Source organism: Streptomyces sp. NBC_01261, from assembly GCF_036226385.1.
In the GTDB taxonomy this organism is placed as follows: Bacteria; Actinomycetota; Actinomycetes; order Streptomycetales; family Streptomycetaceae; genus Streptomyces.
In genome coordinates, this window is the sequence record NZ_CP108463.1 from 2,081,130 (window position 1) to 2,095,419 (window position 14,290).

Consider the following 14,290-nt stretch of genomic DNA (forward strand, 5'->3'; position numbering starts at 1 on the left):
TGCGGAGGCCCGCTTCGTAGCGGCATAGGGTGAATGCCCATGACATGGCTGATCACCGGCGGAGCCGGATACATCGGGGCCCATGTGGCACGGGCGATGACGGACGCCGGGGAGCGGGTCGTCGCCCTGGACGACCTCTCCGCGGGAAACCCCGCACGCCTTCCCGCGACCGTCCCGCTCGTCCACGGCTCGTCCCTGGACGGCGACCTCCTGAAGCGGGTGTTCGCCGAGCACGAGGTGACCGGGGTCGTGCATCTCGCGGCGCGCAAGCAGGTCGCCGAGTCCGTGGCACAGCCGACGTACTACTACCGGGAGAACGTCGGCGGCCTGGCGACCCTCCTGGACGCGGTCGCCGGCGCGGGCATCGAGCGGTTCGTGTTCTCGTCCTCGGCGGCGGTCTACGGCGACCCGGGCGTCGACCTGATCACCGAGGACACCCCGTGCGCCCCGGTGAACCCGTACGGCGAGACCAAGCTCACCGGCGAGTGGCTGGTCCGGGCGGCGGGCGCGGCGCACGGCATCGACACGGTGTGCCTGCGCTACTTCAACGTGGCGGGGGCGGCGGCGCCGGAGCTGGCCGACACCGGGGTCTTCAACATCGTCCCCATGGTCTTCGACCGGCTCACCCGCGACGAGGCCCCGCGGATCTTCGGCGACGACTATCCGACCCCGGACGGCACCTGTGTCCGCGACTACATCCATGTCGCCGACCTCGCCGAGGCCCATCTGGCGGCGGCACGGCGCCTGGCCGACGGCGGTGCGAGCGGCGACCTGACGGTCAACATCGGCCGTGGAGAAGGGGTTTCGGTCCGCGAGTTGGTCACGGTGATCGGCGAGGTCACCGGGGACCGGCGGCCGGCCGTGGTCGAGGGGCGGCGTCCCGGGGACGCGCCGCGCGCGGTCGCCTCCGCCGAGCGGGCCGCCGTGGAGCTGGGGTGGTCGGCTCGGCGTGGGGTGCGGGAGATGGTCGGGTCGGCGTGGCGCGGGTGGCAGTCGCACCACACCAGGTGAAGTTAGGCCGCCCTGACCTGCGATTTGTTTGCGCAGGTCAGGGCACATGACAACGGTGTTCAGTGCCGCGTTGCCCGATACCCCCCACCCGTAGTTCACTGTGATCCGGAGCAGTAATCAGGAGGGCGGCTTTCCATGGGGGCAGGGCACGACCACGGGCATTCGCACGGCGCTCCCGTCACCGGTACGGCGGCGGCCGCGTACCAGGGCAGGCTGCGGATCGCGCTCGGGATCACGATCACCGTAATGGTGGTCGAGGTCGTCGGCGGGCTGCTCGCGGACTCCCTCGCGCTCATCGCGGACTCGGCCCACATGGCGACGGACGCGCTGGGGCTCGGCATGGCGCTGCTCGCGATCCACTTCGCGAACCGGCCGGCCGTCGGCAACCGCACCTTCGGCTACGCCCGCGCGGAGATCCTCGCCGCGCTCGCCAACTGCCTGCTGCTGCTCGGCGTCGGCGGCTACGTCCTGTACGAGGCGGTCCAGCGGTTCGTCACGCCCGCCGACACCGAGGGCGGGCTGACCATCGTGTTCGGCCTGATCGGCCTGGTCGCGAACATGATCTCGCTCACGCTGCTGGTGCGCGGCCAGAAGGACAGCCTGAACGTGCGGGGCGCGTTCCTGGAGGTCGCCGCGGACGCGCTGGGCTCCCTGGCGGTGATCATCTCGGCCGTGGTGATCCTGACCACGGGCTGGCAGGCCGCCGACCCGATCGCCTCGCTCGCCATCGGCCTGATGATCGTGCCGCGCACCCTGAAGCTGCTGCGCGAGACCCTGGACGTGCTGCTGGAGTCGGCCCCCAAGGACGTCGACATGCAGGACGTGCGCACCCACATCCTGGCCCTGGACGGGGTCGAGGACGTCCACGATCTGCACGCGTGGACGATCACCTCGGGCATGCCGGTGCTCTCCGCGCACGTGGTCGTCCGCTCGGACGTGCTGAACGCGATCGGCAACGAGAAGATGCTCCACGAACTCCAGGGCTGCCTCGGCGACCACTTCGACGTGGAGCACTGCACCTTCCAACTGGAGCCCCGCGGACACGCGGAGCACGAGGCGAAGCTGTGCCACTGAGGCGGCCGTGAGGTTCCCGCCGCGGCTTCCGCACTGCCGGGCACGCTGACAGAGATCGACCGGTTTCGACGGCGCGCGGCCCGCCGCCGCGCGCCCGCGTCCTCACTCCCGCGCCCCACCCCCCGACGGTTCCGCCGTCGCCGCGCCGGGCACGATGAACTGCCGGGAGTGCCGGATTCGTACGGCAGACTTGGCTTGAGGACCGATGTGAAGGATGGGTATGCCGACCACACCTGCCACCGCGACGCACAACTCGTCGAACGGCACCGCTGACGCGATCTTGCTCGAACTGGTCGACGAGAGCGGCGTGACGATCGGCACCGCCGAGAAGCTCACCGCCCATCAGCCGCCGGGGCAACTGCACCGCGCCTTCTCCGTGTTCCTCTTCGACGAGCAGGGCCGGCTGCTGCTCCAGCAGCGGGCGCTCGGCAAGTACCACTCCCCCGGTGTGTGGTCCAACACCTGCTGCGGTCACCCCTACCCCGGCGAGGCGCCCTTCGCGGCGGCGGCCCGGCGGACGTTCGAGGAGCTGGGGGTGTCCCCGTCGCTGCTCGCGGAGGCGGGCACGGTGCGCTACAACCACCCGGACCCGGACTCGGGCCTGGTGGAGCAGGAGTACAACCACCTGTTCGTCGGCATGGTGCAGTCCCCGCTGCGGCCGGACCCGGAGGAGGTGGGCACGACCGCGTTCGTGACCCCCGCCGAGCTGGACGAACGGCACGCGAAGGACACCTTCTCGTCCTGGTTCATGACGGTGCTGGACGCGGCCCGCCCGGCGGTCAGGGAGCTGACGGGCCCGTCCGCGGGCTGGTGAGCTCCTCGCCTACGGCACCTGCGCGGGTTTGAGCGGCAGGGCGGCCCAGATCACCTTGCCGCCGCTCGCCGTGTGCTCGACGTCGCAGACACCGCCCGCCTCCCGGGTCACCTCGCGCACCAGCAGCAGTCCCCGGCCGCCGGTCTCGTCGTGGTCGGCCACCAGGGCGGTCGGGCGGTAGGGGTGGTTGTCCTCGACGGACACCCGCACCCACTCGGCGCCGACGGCGACCTCCACCGCGAGGGTCGGCGACAGCAGCACCGCGTGCCGGACCACGTTGGTGACCAGCTCGGAGACGATCAGCAACAGCCCCTGCAGCAGCTCGTCCGAGAGGGGCACGCCCTGCCGGAAGAGCAGGTCCCGTACGGCGTGTCGCGCCTGCGGGACGGAGGCGTCGACGGCGGAGGCGGTGAACCGCCAGACTCCCTCGTACGGCAGCGGATCCGGCGGGGCGGGGGCGGGGACGGGATCCGGGGGATCGTCTCTGCCGCCTTCTGGGCGTGGGTCTGCCCCACGCCCGTGGTTCTCCATCGTCCGGTCGCCACCCTTGCGCTCGATTGTCACCACCCGACGAGTGTTGGCGTGGACCCGCGCCACCCCGGATGACTGAACAGAAGTCAGCAGTTATCGGACGCTTTCCGACCGTTTCTGTATGCCCTGGTCGGCAGTGGGATCACCTCTGCACCCCTTGTGCCGACTTCGCGAACCCTTCGGGTTGTCCGTAGCATCCGGCGCATGGAGCCCCGCCTGCTGCACGACGTCACCGACGCGGTCGCCACCGTCGTCGTCCACCACCCCGGCAAGCGCAACGCGATGACCGCCGAGATGTGGCGGTCGCTGCCGCCGCTGCTCGACACCCTGGCCACCGATCCGGCCGTACGCGCGCTCGTGCTGACCGGTGCGGGCGGGACGTTCTGCGCCGGGGCCGACATCTCCACGCTGCGGGAGTCGGCGGGTGAGGCGCAGGGGCTGGCGGTGCTCGCGGAGGAGGCGCTGGCGGCGTTCCCGAAGCCGACGTTGGCGGCGATCCGGGGGCATTGCGTTGGCGGCGGGGCGCAGTTGGCGGCGGCCTGTGATCTGCGGTTCGCGGAGGAGGGCGCGCTGTTCGGGGTGACTCCGGCGAAGCTGGGGATCGTGTACCCGGCGTCCGCGACACGGCGGTTGGTGTCCCTGGTGGGTCCCGGGACCGCCAAGTACCTGCTGTTCTCGGGCGAGTTGATCGACGCGGAACGGGCGCTGCGCACGGGGTTCGTCGACGAGCTGCTGCCCGAGGGTGAACTCACCAAGCGGGTCGCGGAGTTCACCCGGGTGCTGGTCTCCCGTTCGCAGTTGACCCAGGGGTCGGCGAAGGAGTTCGCCAACGGTCGTACGGACAGGGACGGTTACTGGGCGGAGCAGGCGCGCGGCAGCGGCGACACCGCGGAGGGCGTCGCCGCGTTCCTGGAGCGCCGGGCGCCACACTTCACCTGGACCACTTCGGGGACTGCTTCCGGGCCTACTTCAGGATGAAGCGGCTGCCCGCGCGGAGCTTCTCGACGAGGTGCGCGGGCGCCTTCTCCGGGGAGCCCGCGTCGTAGGGCGGTTGCGGGTCGTACTCGGTCAACAGCTGTACGGTCTGGGCGTGTTCGTCGCCCGCGACGCGACCGAGCAGGGTGAGCCCCATGTCGATGCCGGAGGAGACACCGGCCGCGGTGACGTACTTGCCGTCGGTCACCACCCGCTCCCCCGTGGGCTCCGCGCCGAACTGCCTCAGGTGGTCCAGGGCCAGCCAGTGGGAGGTCGCGCGGCGGCCCCGGAGAAGTCCGGCGGCAGCGAGCAACAGGGAGCCCGTGCACACCGAGGTCGTCCAGGTGGTGGTGGCGTCGGCGGTGCGCAGCCAGTCCAGGAGGGTCTCGTTCTCCATCTGCGGGGTCTGACCCGGGCCGCCCGGGACGACCACGATGTCGGGGCTCGGTACGTCGGCGAGGGTGCGGTCGGCTACGAGCGCCAGGTTTCCGGTTTCGTTGCGGACGGGGCCGGTCCGCTCGGCGACGAAGACGGTCTCCGAGTCCGGGAGGCGGCCAAGGGTCTCGTAGGGGCCTACGGCGTCCAGGGCGGTGAAGCGGTCGAAGAGGACGATGGCGATCTGCATCGGGGCCTTTCGTGTTCGGTGGATGCCGCATGAGGAGGTGGAGGACGGGAGGGAGACCGAGCAGCGGTGAGGTTCAGGTGGTTCGTTCACCGCGGGTCCGTTGTGGCTGGTCACGCCCCGCGGCGGAGCCGCAAATAGACTCAGCCCCGCCCCCCTGGAAGGGGCGCTGTCCGCGTCCGTTGGGCACGGTGGCGCCCCAGGGAGCTCTATGTCGGGTGGAAGCGGCGGCGGTATTCCGCCGGGGACGTGCCGAGGGTCTTGAGGAAGGCTCGGCGCATGGACTCGGGGGTGCCGTAGCCGCTGGAGCGGGAGATCTGCTCGATGCCGTCGGCGGTGTCCTCCAGGAGGCGGCGGGCGTGTTCGAGGCGGACCCGGTCGACGTAGCGGCCGGGGGGCATGCCGGTCTCGGACTGGAAGGCGCGGGCGAAGTGGCGGGGTGAGAGGCGGGCGCGGGCGGCGAGGGACTCGACGCTCAGGTCGTCGTCGGGGTGTTCGGTGATCCACTGCTGGACTTCGCGCAGGGGCTCCCGCCGGGCCGTCTGGGCGGCGAGCTGGGCGCTGAACTGGGCCTGGTTCCCCGGCCGGCGCAGGAACACGACCAGGTGGCGGGCGATGGTCAGCGCCGTGTCCCGGCCCAGGTCCTCCTCGACCAGGGCGAGGGCGAGATCGATGCCCGAGGTGACACCGGCCGAGGTGGAGACGGGGCCGTCGCGGACGTAGATCGGGTCCGGGTCGACCTCGACTGCGGGATGGTCGCGGGCAAGTTTCGCGCAGTACGCCCAGTGCGTGGTGGCGCGGCGACCGTCCAGGAGGCCCGCCTCCGCGAGGAGGATCGCCCCGGTGCACACGGAGACCAACCGCTCCGCGCGCGGCCCGTGTGCGCGCAGCCAGGCGGTCACGCGCGGGTCCGGGCCGCGTGTGCCCGGGCCGCCGGGGACGAGGAGCGTGTGCGGGGCGGGCGCGTCGGCGAGGGACGAGTCCGGTACGACGGTCAGGCCGCTGGAGCTGCGCACCGGGGTGCCGTCCAGGGAGGCCGTACGGATGCGATAGGTCCCGGGGGTCTGTGTTTCGGCACCCGCGAAGACCTCCACGGGGCCGGTGACATCCAGGCTCTGCACGTCGTCGAAGAGGACCACCAGGACGGTTCGCATACTCTCGATTCTTCGCGCTCTGCCCGATGGCCGCAATGACGGGTACCCCACCTTTCCTGCCATCCGGTGCCCACCCCTGGAGCCCGTACCGACCAGTCGGTAACGTGGCCGTCATGACTACTGCCGCCGTCGATCCCCGTGCCGGGCGCCGCTGCTACAACGCGCTCAACTCCCTGCACTCCACGCTCTACTTCTCGCCCGACCTGGGGAAGGAGTTCGGCGCACTCGGAGTCACGCACCCCGGGGCCGTCAACTTCGCCGTACGGGCGGCGGCGATGGGGGCCGTCGGTCCCGGCACGGTGACGGCGACCTTCTACAACTACAAGTACGACCTCGTGGCCCGGCACGTCCCCGCCGTGTGGGAGACCGCCTCCCCGGAGCAGTGCCTCCACGCACGCGCGCGTGCCGTCGACGCGACCCTGCGGCGCCTGCTCGGCGAGGACGCGGTCGCGTCGGAGGAGATGGCGGAGGCCGCGCGGCTGGCGCTGCAAGCCACCGAGGCGTGTGCGCGTCCCGCCCGGCCCCTGTACGCCGCCCACGCCGATCTGCCGGTCCCCCAGGAGCCGCACCTCGCCTACTTCCACGCGGCCACCCTGCTGCGCGAACACCGCGGCGACGGTCACCTGACCGCCCTGCTGTCCGCCGGACTCGACGGCCTGGAGGCCTTGGTCACCCACACCGCGACCGGCAAGGGCATGACCCCGAAGTGGGTCTTCCGCACGCGCGGGTGGAACCAGGAGGAGTGGGACGCCGCTTCGGGGCGGCTCCGGGAGCGCGGACTGCTCGACGGGGACGGCGAGTTGACGGAGGCGGGGGTCGCGCTGCGCACCGGGATCGAGGCGGAGACCGACCGGCTGGGCCGGGCTCCGTACGAGCGTCTGGGCGCCGAAGGAGTCGTACGTCTGACCGAACTGGCGACCGGGTTCACGCGGCTCGCGCTCGCCGCCGGGGCGTTTCCCCGGGATCTGCTCGGCAAGAGCTAGCCACCGGACCCGCAGGACAGCGCCCTGATCCCCGACTGTCGGTCTCACCTGCCACAATTGCCGCGCAACCTCAGTGGAGAAGGCGGTACGGGCGTGACGACACCCCTCGTAGGGTCCATCGAAGGCAGGATCGCCGAGGAGCTCGGCGTACGGGAGCGGCAGGTGAAGGCTGCCGTCGAGCTGCTCGACGGCGGTTCGACGGTGCCCTTCATCGCCCGCTACCGCAAGGAAGCGACCGAGATGCTCGACGACGCGCAGCTGCGCACGCTCGAAGAGCGGCTGCGGTATCTGCGGGAGCTGGAGGAACGGCGGACCGCGATCCTCGAATCGGTGCGCGAACAGGGCAAGCTCACCGAGGAGTTGGAAGCGCAGATCCGGGCGGCGGAGACCAAAGCGCGCCTTGAGGACATCTACCTTCCCTACAAGCCCAAGCGGCGGACGAAAGCCCAGATCGCGCGCGAGGCCGGCCTGGAGCCGCTCGCCGAGGGGCTGTTGGGCGATCCGAGTGTGGAACCACTGGCCGCTGCCGCCGCGTTCGTCGACGCCGACAAGGGCGTCGCCGATCCGCAGGCCGCCCTCGACGGCGCGCGGGCGATCCTCACCGAGCGGTTCTCGGAGGACGCCGACCTGATCGGCGAGCTGCGTGAGCGGATGTGGGGGCGCGGGCGTCTCGCCGCGAAGGTGCGCGACGGCAAGGAGGAGGCGGGCGCCAAGTTCGCCGACTACTTCGACTTCTCGGAGCCGTTCACCGCACTGCCCTCGCACCGCATCCTCGCCATGCTGCGCGGCGAGAAGGAGGACGTCCTCGACCTCGTCCTGGAGCCCGAGGAGGACACCGAGGGACCTTCCTCCTACGAGGGGATGGTCGCCCACCGCTTCCAGGTCCTCGACCGCGGCCGTCCCGGCGACAAGTGGCTTCAGGACACGGTCCGTTGGGCCTGGCGCACCCGCATCCTCGTGCACCTCGGCATCGACCTGCGGCTGCGGCTGCGTACGGCCGCCGAGGACGAGGCGGTCAACGTCTTCGCCTCGAACCTGCGGGACCTGCTGCTCGCCGCCCCGGCCGGCACGCGCGCGACGCTGGGCCTGGACCCCGGTTTCCGTACGGGCGTGAAGGTCGCCGTCGTCGACGCGACCGGCAAGGTCGTCGCCACGGACGTGATCTACCCGCACGTCCCGGCGAACAAGTGGGACGACGCCCTCGCCAAGCTGGCCCGCCTCTCCGCGCAGCACTCGGTCGAGCTGATCGCGATCGGCAACGGCACGGCGTCCCGCGAGACCGACAAGCTCGCCGGTGAACTCATCACCAAGCACCCGGAGTTGAACCTCACCAAGGTGATGGTGTCCGAGGCCGGCGCGTCCGTGTACTCGGCGTCCGCGTTCGCCTCGGCGGAACTGCCCGACATGGACGTGTCGTTGCGCGGGGCCGTCTCCATCGCGCGCCGACTCCAGGACCCGCTCGCCGAGTTGGTGAAGATCGATCCGAAGTCGATCGGCGTCGGCCAGTACCAGCACGACCTGTCCGAGGTGAAGCTGTCCCGCTCGCTGGACGCGGTGGTCGAGGACTGTGTGAACGGCGTCGGCGTGGACGTCAACACGGCCTCCGCTCCGCTGCTTTCACGCGTCTCCGGCATCACCTCCGGCCTCGCCGAGAACATCGTGTCCCACCGCGATGCCAACGGCCCCTTCACGTCGCGTACCCAGCTGAAGAAGGTGGCGCGGCTCGGACCGAAGGCGTACGAGCAGTGCGCGGGCTTCCTGCGCATCCGGGGTGGCGACGACCCGCTCGACTCCTCCAGCGTGCACCCCGAGGCCTATCCGGTGGTGCGGCGGATGGTGAAGACGGCGGGCAGCGAGGTCGCCTCGCTGATCGGCAACACGTCGGTGCTGCGCTCGCTGAAGCCGACCCAGTTCGTGGACGAGACGTTCGGTCTGCCCACCGTGACCGACATCCTCAAGGAGCTGGAGAAGCCGGGGCGCGACCCTCGGCCCGCGTTCAAGACGGCCACGTTCAAGGACGGCGTCGAGAAGATCTCCGACCTCGCGCCCGGGATGGTCCTGGAGGGGGTCGTCACGAACGTCGCCGCGTTCGGGGCGTTCATCGACATCGGCGTCCACCAGGACGGTCTGGCCCACGTGTCCGCCCTGTCGAAGACGTTCGTCAAGGACCCGCGGGACGTGGTGAAGCCGGGTGACATCGTCAAGGTGAAGGTCCTCGACGTCGACATCCCCCGCAAGCGGATCTCCCTGACACTGCGGCTGGACGACGAGGCGGCAGCCTCCGGCGGGGAGCGCCGACAGCAGGGTGGTGGCGAGCGGCGGCAGCAGGGCGGAGGGCGTCCGCCGCAGCAACGTCAGCAGCAGCGGCAGGGTGGCCAGGGCGGTGGATCGCGGCAGGCGGCTCCACCGCCGGGCAACAGCGCGATGGCCGATGCTCTGCGGAAGGCCGGGTTGCTCGACCCGGGCAAGAAGGGCAAGCGCTGACGGCTTCGCCGGTCAGGTTGTGGGGAGCTGCGGGCCGGTGGGGGCCGGTCGCGCAGTTCCCCGCGCCCCTACAGGGCGCTTGGCGCCCTGCTACAGACTGAGGGCATGATCTCGCCGGACTTCAAAGCCGACCTGCGCGTCTTTCTGCAGGACTCCCGTGACGCGTTGCTGTGGAAGCTCGAAGGGCTGCCGGAGTACGACATCCGACGGCCGATGACACCGACCGGCACCAATCTGCTGGGCCTGGTCAAGCATCTGGCCGGGGCCGAGGCGATCTACTTCGGGACAGTCTTCGGGCGCCCGGTCGACGGCCCGGAGTTGTGGATCGCGGGGAACGCCGAACCGAACGCGGATCTGTGGGCGACCCCGGACGAGACACGTGCGCAGATCGTCGCCGACTACCGGCGGATCTGCGCCCACTCGGACACGACGATCGAGGCACTCCCCCTGGACGCGATCGGCCGCATACCCGGCGCAGGAGGCCACGAACTCACCCTCCACCGCACCCTCGTCCACATGACCTACGAGACGTCCCGACACGCGGGCCACGCCGACGTCGTACGGGAACTCATCGACGGGACGGTGGGGCAACGGGTCGGGGGCACCAACATGGCCCCTGGCGACGAGAATTGGTGGGCGAAGCACCGGGACCGAGTGGAGCGGGCCGCCCTTGAGGGGCGCGGGAAACCGCGCGACCAGCCCCCACCGCCCCGCAGTGAACGAACCACCTGAACCTCACCGTTGTTCACCGCTGCTCAGTCAGCTTCCCGTCCGCCACCTCCAACCGCCGGGTCACCTGAACCGCGTCCAGCATCCGGCGGTCATGGGTCACCAACAGCAGCGTGCCCTCGTACGCATCGAGTGCCGACTCCAGTTGCTCGATGGCGGGCAGATCGAGGTGGTTGGTCGGTTCGTCCAGGACCAGGAGGTTCACGCCCCGGCCCTGGAGAAGCGCGAGCGCGGAACGGGTCCGCTCACCCGGTGACAGGGTCCCCGCCGGCCGCATCACGTGATGCGCCTTGAGCCCGAACTTGGCCAGCAGCGTACGGACTTCGGCAGGCTCGGTGTCCGGCACAGCCGCACAGAACGCGTCGAGCAGAGACTCCGTACCGTGGAACAACTGCCGAGCCTGGTCGACCTCCCCCACCAGAACACCCGAACCGAGCGCCGCGTGCCCCGCGTCCAGGGGAATGCGGCCGAGCAGCGCACCTAGAAGCGTCGACTTGCCCGCTCCGTTCGCACCGGTCACGGCAACCCGGTCCGCCCAGTCGATCTGCAGGGACACCGGCCCGAAGCTGAAGTCGCCCCGCCGTACCTCCGCGTCCCGCAGCGTGGCGACGACCGCACCCGAGCGCGGCGCGGACGCGATCTCCATCCGCAGGTCCCACTCCTTGCGGGGCTCGTCGACTACATCGAGGCGTTCGATCATCCGCTGCGTCTGCCGCGCCTTCGCCGCCTGCTTCTCGCTCGCCTCGCTGCGGAACTTGCGGCCGATCTTGTCGTTGTCGTTGTTCGCCTTGCGGCGGGCGTTCTTGACGCCCTTGTCCATCCAGCCGCGCTGCATCTGCGCACGGTCCTGTAGCGCGGAGCGCTTGTCGGCATACTCCTCGAAGTCGTCGCGGGCGTGCCGGCGCGCCACGTCCCGCTCCTCCAAGTACGCCTCGTAGCCACCGCCGTAGAGGTTGATCTGGTTCTGGGCCAGGTCGAGTTCGAGGACCTTGGTGACCGTGCGGGTGAGGAACTCGCGGTCGTGCGACACGACGACCGTGCCCGCGCGCAGGCCGGAGACGAAGCGTTCGAGGCGCTCCAGGCCGTCGAGGTCCAGGTCGTTGGTGGGCTCGTCGAGGAGGAAGACGTCGTAGCGGGAGAGGAGCAGGGAGGCCAGGCCCGCGCGTGCCGCCTGGCCGCCGGACAGGGATGTCATCGGCTGGTCGAGGTCGATGGAGAGGCCGAGTGTGTCGGCGATCTCCTCGGCCCGCTCGTCGAGGTCCGCGCCGCCGAGGTCGAGCCAGCGCTCCAGGCTCGTCGAGTACGCGTCGTCGGCGCCGGGTGCGCCGTCGACGAGTGCCTGCGTGGCCTCGTCCATGGTCCGCTGGGCCTCGGCGACTCCCGTGCGGCGCGCGAGGAACGCGCGCACGCTCTCGCCCGGGCGCCGTTCCGGCTCCTGCGGGAGGTGGCCCACGGTCGCCGCCGGCGGAGAGAGGCGCAGTTCGCCCTCCTCGGGGGTGAGCAGGCCGGCGAGCATCCTGAGGAGGGTGGACTTGCCCGCGCCGTTGGCACCGACAAGGCCGATCACATCGCCGGGGGCGACGACGAGGTCGAGCCCGGTGAAGAGGGCGCGGTCGCCGTGTCCGGCGGCGAGATTCTTGGCGACGAGAGTGGCAGTCATCAGACCACCGATCCTAATCTGTCCCCTTCGCCGCCCGCGCCGCGGATTTTCCCCGCCCGCGCCGCGGCTTGCACCGCGCCATCGCCTCCACCAGCACGCTCCCGATCGTCCGGGCAACGACGAAGGACCCGCCCTTCACCGCCTTCGCGTCCAGGGCGGTGCGTGGCGGCCGGGTTCCAGGGCTCCGTCGAAGACGTCCCGCGTGCGGCCGCGGTACAGGCGGTCGAGACGGTACGCCGAAACGCGCACCCGGCACGGTGAGGTGACCTCGACGCCCGCCTCGCCGTCGGCGGCCACCAGGTGGGTCAGCCGGTGCTGGTCGGCGGGGCGGCGGGGCCGCGGTCCAGGACGTGTTCGATCTGGGCGACGAGGAGCGGGACGATGGGGACGAGGCCGTCGACGTACGCCCCGTCGACCCCGGCGCGTTCGATCGCGGGCTGTACGGCGACACGGGCGCGGATCAGGAGGACCCGGGGTTTGGCGACCGGGGGTTCGGTGCCGTCGATGAGGGTGTCGAGGGCCGCGCGGTACTCGGCTCCGGCGAAGCGGAACGGTCCTGTGCCGTGGTAGCCGTTGCGCTCCAGGTCGGCGTGTTCGTCGGTCTGCCAGGCGACGTCGCGCCAGATGAAGTCGGCGCCGTCCTGCTGGATGACGGCGGTGACGGCGCCACAGGCCAGGTCCTCGCACTTGGGGCAGCCGTAGATGACGTAGCGCCGCCTTTCAGGGGTGGTTCCGACTCCAGGAGGAGGCCGCGGACCTGGGCGGTGAAGATCGCGGGCGGGACGTCGGAGGCGAGCGGGGAGACGGCTTCCAGATCGGTGAGCTGGAACAGGAGCGGGCGGCCGTCGACGATGAAGTCGACGATGTCGCGGTGCACCTGGTAGCCGCCGTCGGCGAGGACTTCACCGGCGCGCATCGCCGGTGCGAGGCCGAAGGCGGCGTATTCGGCAGACGTGTTGTGAGTATCCCCAGCACGCGGGGACCTGAGCGGTGCATGGCATATTCCGCTACCGTCCGCGCATGGAGAGCGCGATGAGTGGCGATGTGATCGTGGTCGGCGGGGGCGTCATCGGGTTGACGACGGCCGTCGTGCTGGCGGAGAGCGGTGCCCGGGTGCGGGTGTGGACGCGGGAGCCTGTCGAGCTGACGACCTCGGCGGTCGCGGGCGCGCTGTGGTGGCCGTACCGGATCGAGCCGGAGGCGCTCGTCGGGGAGTGGGCGCTCCAATCGCTCGTCGTGTACGAGGAGTTGGCGACGCGACCCGAGGAGACCGGCGTACGCATGGTCGAGGGCGTACAGGGTGAGACCCGGCTGGACGAACTGGGGTCCTGGGCGGCCCGGGTGCCGGGGCTGCGGCCGGCGCTGGCCGAGGAGTATGCGGGCGGCGGGCTGTGGGCGCGGTTGCCGCTGATCGACATGCCGGCCCATCTGCCGTGGCTGCGTGAGCGGTTCCTTGAGCTGGGCGGGACCGTCGAGGAGCAGTCTGTGGTGGACCTCACGGAGGTGCCGGCGGCCGTCGTTGTCAACTGCACGGGACTGGACTCCCTGGACCTCGTGCCGGATCCCTCGGTACGGCCGGTGCGCGGGCAGTTGGTCGTCGTGGAGAACCCGGGGATCACGACCTGGCTGACGTCCGTCGACCACTCCGCGGACACCTCCACGTACTTCTTCCCGCAGCCGGGCGGCCTGATCCTGGGCGGCACAGCCGAGGAGGACGCCTGGTCGATGACCCCCGACCCCGCGGTCGCCGAGGCGATCATCGCCCGCTGCGCGGCGATCCGCCCGGAGATCGCGGAGGCACGCGTGCTGGAACACCGAGTCGGGTTGAGGCCCACGCGGCCCTCGGTGCGGCTGGAACGCGAAGTACTGCGGGACGGACGGGTGTTGGTGCACAACTACGGCCACGGTGGGGCGGGGATCACGGTGGCGTGGGGGTGTGCGCGGGAGGCGGCGGAGTTGGCGGGAGCGGGATCGGGAACGGCCTGAGGAGTTCGGCCGCGTCACCTGGCTTGCGCGAGGGCATGGGCCACGGAGTTCGGTCACCTCACCGAGCCTGCGCGAGGGCATGGGCCACGGAGTTCGGTCACCTCACCGAGCCTGGGCGAGAGCATGGGCCACGGAGTTCGGTCACCTCACCGAGCCTGCGCGAGAGCATGGGCCACGGAGTTCGGTCACCTCACCGAGCCTGCGCTACGGGGCTGCCTGAGGAACTCGGCCGCCTTGCCAGGCTGCGCGACGGGGCGGGCTGAAGAG

Annotated in this window: 12 protein-coding genes and 1 pseudogene; 8 read left to right on the forward strand and 5 right to left on the reverse strand. The window is 71.0% G+C overall.

Going from position 1 to position 14,290, the window contains the following annotated elements:
- Positions 1–39: 39 nt before the first annotated feature.
- From galE to idi, 3 genes are all read left to right on the forward strand, one after another.
- Positions 40–1,011 (forward strand): UDP-glucose 4-epimerase GalE, encoded by a 972-nt coding sequence (galE, locus tag OG226_RS09135; RefSeq protein ID WP_329348540.1) that lies wholly within the window; start codon positions 40–42, stop codon positions 1,009–1,011.
- Positions 1,012–1,146: 135 nt separating this feature from the next.
- Complete coding sequence (locus OG226_RS09140) at positions 1,147–2,085, forward strand: cation diffusion facilitator family transporter (RefSeq protein ID WP_329348541.1); 939 nt, start codon at positions 1,147–1,149, stop codon at positions 2,083–2,085.
- A gap of 220 nt (positions 2,086–2,305) precedes the next feature.
- The gene (idi, locus tag OG226_RS09145; protein WP_318020116.1) at positions 2,306–2,899 is read left to right on the forward strand and encodes an isopentenyl-diphosphate Delta-isomerase; all 594 of its coding nucleotides are present in this window, start codon (positions 2,306–2,308) and stop codon (positions 2,897–2,899) included.
- Positions 2,900–2,908: 9 nt separating this feature from the next.
- Here idi and OG226_RS09150 read toward each other — a convergent pair whose 3' ends face one another.
- Positions 2,909–3,430 carry an ATP-binding protein gene (locus tag OG226_RS09150; RefSeq protein WP_328686268.1) on the reverse strand — a complete coding sequence of 174 codons (522 nt, stop codon included), beginning with the start codon at positions 3,428–3,430 and terminating at the stop codon, positions 2,909–2,911.
- A gap of 204 nt (positions 3,431–3,634) precedes the next feature.
- Here OG226_RS09150 and OG226_RS09155 point away from each other — a divergent pair, with 204 nt between their 5' ends.
- The gene (locus OG226_RS09155) at positions 3,635–4,408 is read left to right on the forward strand and encodes an enoyl-CoA hydratase/isomerase family protein (RefSeq protein WP_329348542.1); all 774 of its coding nucleotides are present in this window, start codon (positions 3,635–3,637) and stop codon (positions 4,406–4,408) included.
- On the opposite strand, the gene OG226_RS09160 is transcribed toward OG226_RS09155, so the two are convergent.
- Both OG226_RS09160 and OG226_RS09165 read right to left on the reverse strand, forming a co-directional pair.
- Positions 4,395–5,030 carry a DJ-1/PfpI family protein gene (locus OG226_RS09160; RefSeq protein WP_328676214.1) on the reverse strand — a complete coding sequence of 212 codons (636 nt, stop codon included), beginning with the start codon at positions 5,028–5,030 and terminating at the stop codon, positions 4,395–4,397. The two genes, OG226_RS09155 and OG226_RS09160, sit on opposite strands and share 14 nt — an antisense overlap.
- A gap of 206 nt (positions 5,031–5,236) precedes the next feature.
- Positions 5,237–6,181, reverse strand: coding sequence for a GlxA family transcriptional regulator (locus OG226_RS09165; protein ID WP_329348543.1), 945 nt, complete (start codon positions 6,179–6,181; stop codon positions 5,237–5,239).
- A gap of 113 nt (positions 6,182–6,294) precedes the next feature.
- Here OG226_RS09165 and OG226_RS09170 point away from each other — a divergent pair, with 113 nt between their 5' ends.
- The 3 genes from OG226_RS09170 (at position 6,295) to OG226_RS09180 (ending at position 10,380) form a co-directional block, all read left to right on the forward strand.
- Positions 6,295–7,164, forward strand: a complete 870-nt coding sequence (locus tag OG226_RS09170; RefSeq protein WP_328676216.1) for an SCO6745 family protein — start codon at positions 6,295–6,297, stop codon at positions 7,162–7,164.
- A gap of 93 nt (positions 7,165–7,257) precedes the next feature.
- Positions 7,258–9,648, forward strand: a complete 2,391-nt coding sequence (locus OG226_RS09175; protein ID WP_329348544.1) for a Tex family protein — start codon at positions 7,258–7,260, stop codon at positions 9,646–9,648.
- Positions 9,649–9,753: 105 nt separating this feature from the next.
- A complete protein-coding gene (locus tag OG226_RS09180; RefSeq protein ID WP_328676218.1) occupies positions 9,754–10,380 on the forward strand; it encodes a DinB family protein in 627 nt (208 codons plus the stop codon).
- Between the two features lie 13 nt (positions 10,381–10,393).
- On the opposite strand, the gene OG226_RS09185 is transcribed toward OG226_RS09180, so the two are convergent.
- Together OG226_RS09185 and OG226_RS09190 are read right to left on the reverse strand one after the other, a co-directional pair.
- Positions 10,394–12,037 (reverse strand): ABC-F family ATP-binding cassette domain-containing protein, encoded by a 1,644-nt coding sequence (locus OG226_RS09185; RefSeq protein ID WP_328676219.1) that lies wholly within the window; start codon positions 12,035–12,037, stop codon positions 10,394–10,396.
- Between the two features lie 13 nt (positions 12,038–12,050).
- A pseudogene (locus OG226_RS09190) lies at positions 12,051–12,953 on the reverse strand (oxidoreductase).
- Between the two features lie 104 nt (positions 12,954–13,057).
- On the opposite strand from OG226_RS09190, the gene OG226_RS09195 reads away from it, so the two are divergent.
- Positions 13,058–14,023: an FAD-dependent oxidoreductase gene (locus OG226_RS09195; RefSeq protein WP_328676220.1), complete on the forward strand. Its 966-nt coding sequence runs from the start codon at positions 13,058–13,060 to the stop codon at positions 14,021–14,023.
- Positions 14,024–14,290: the final 267 nt, after the last annotated feature.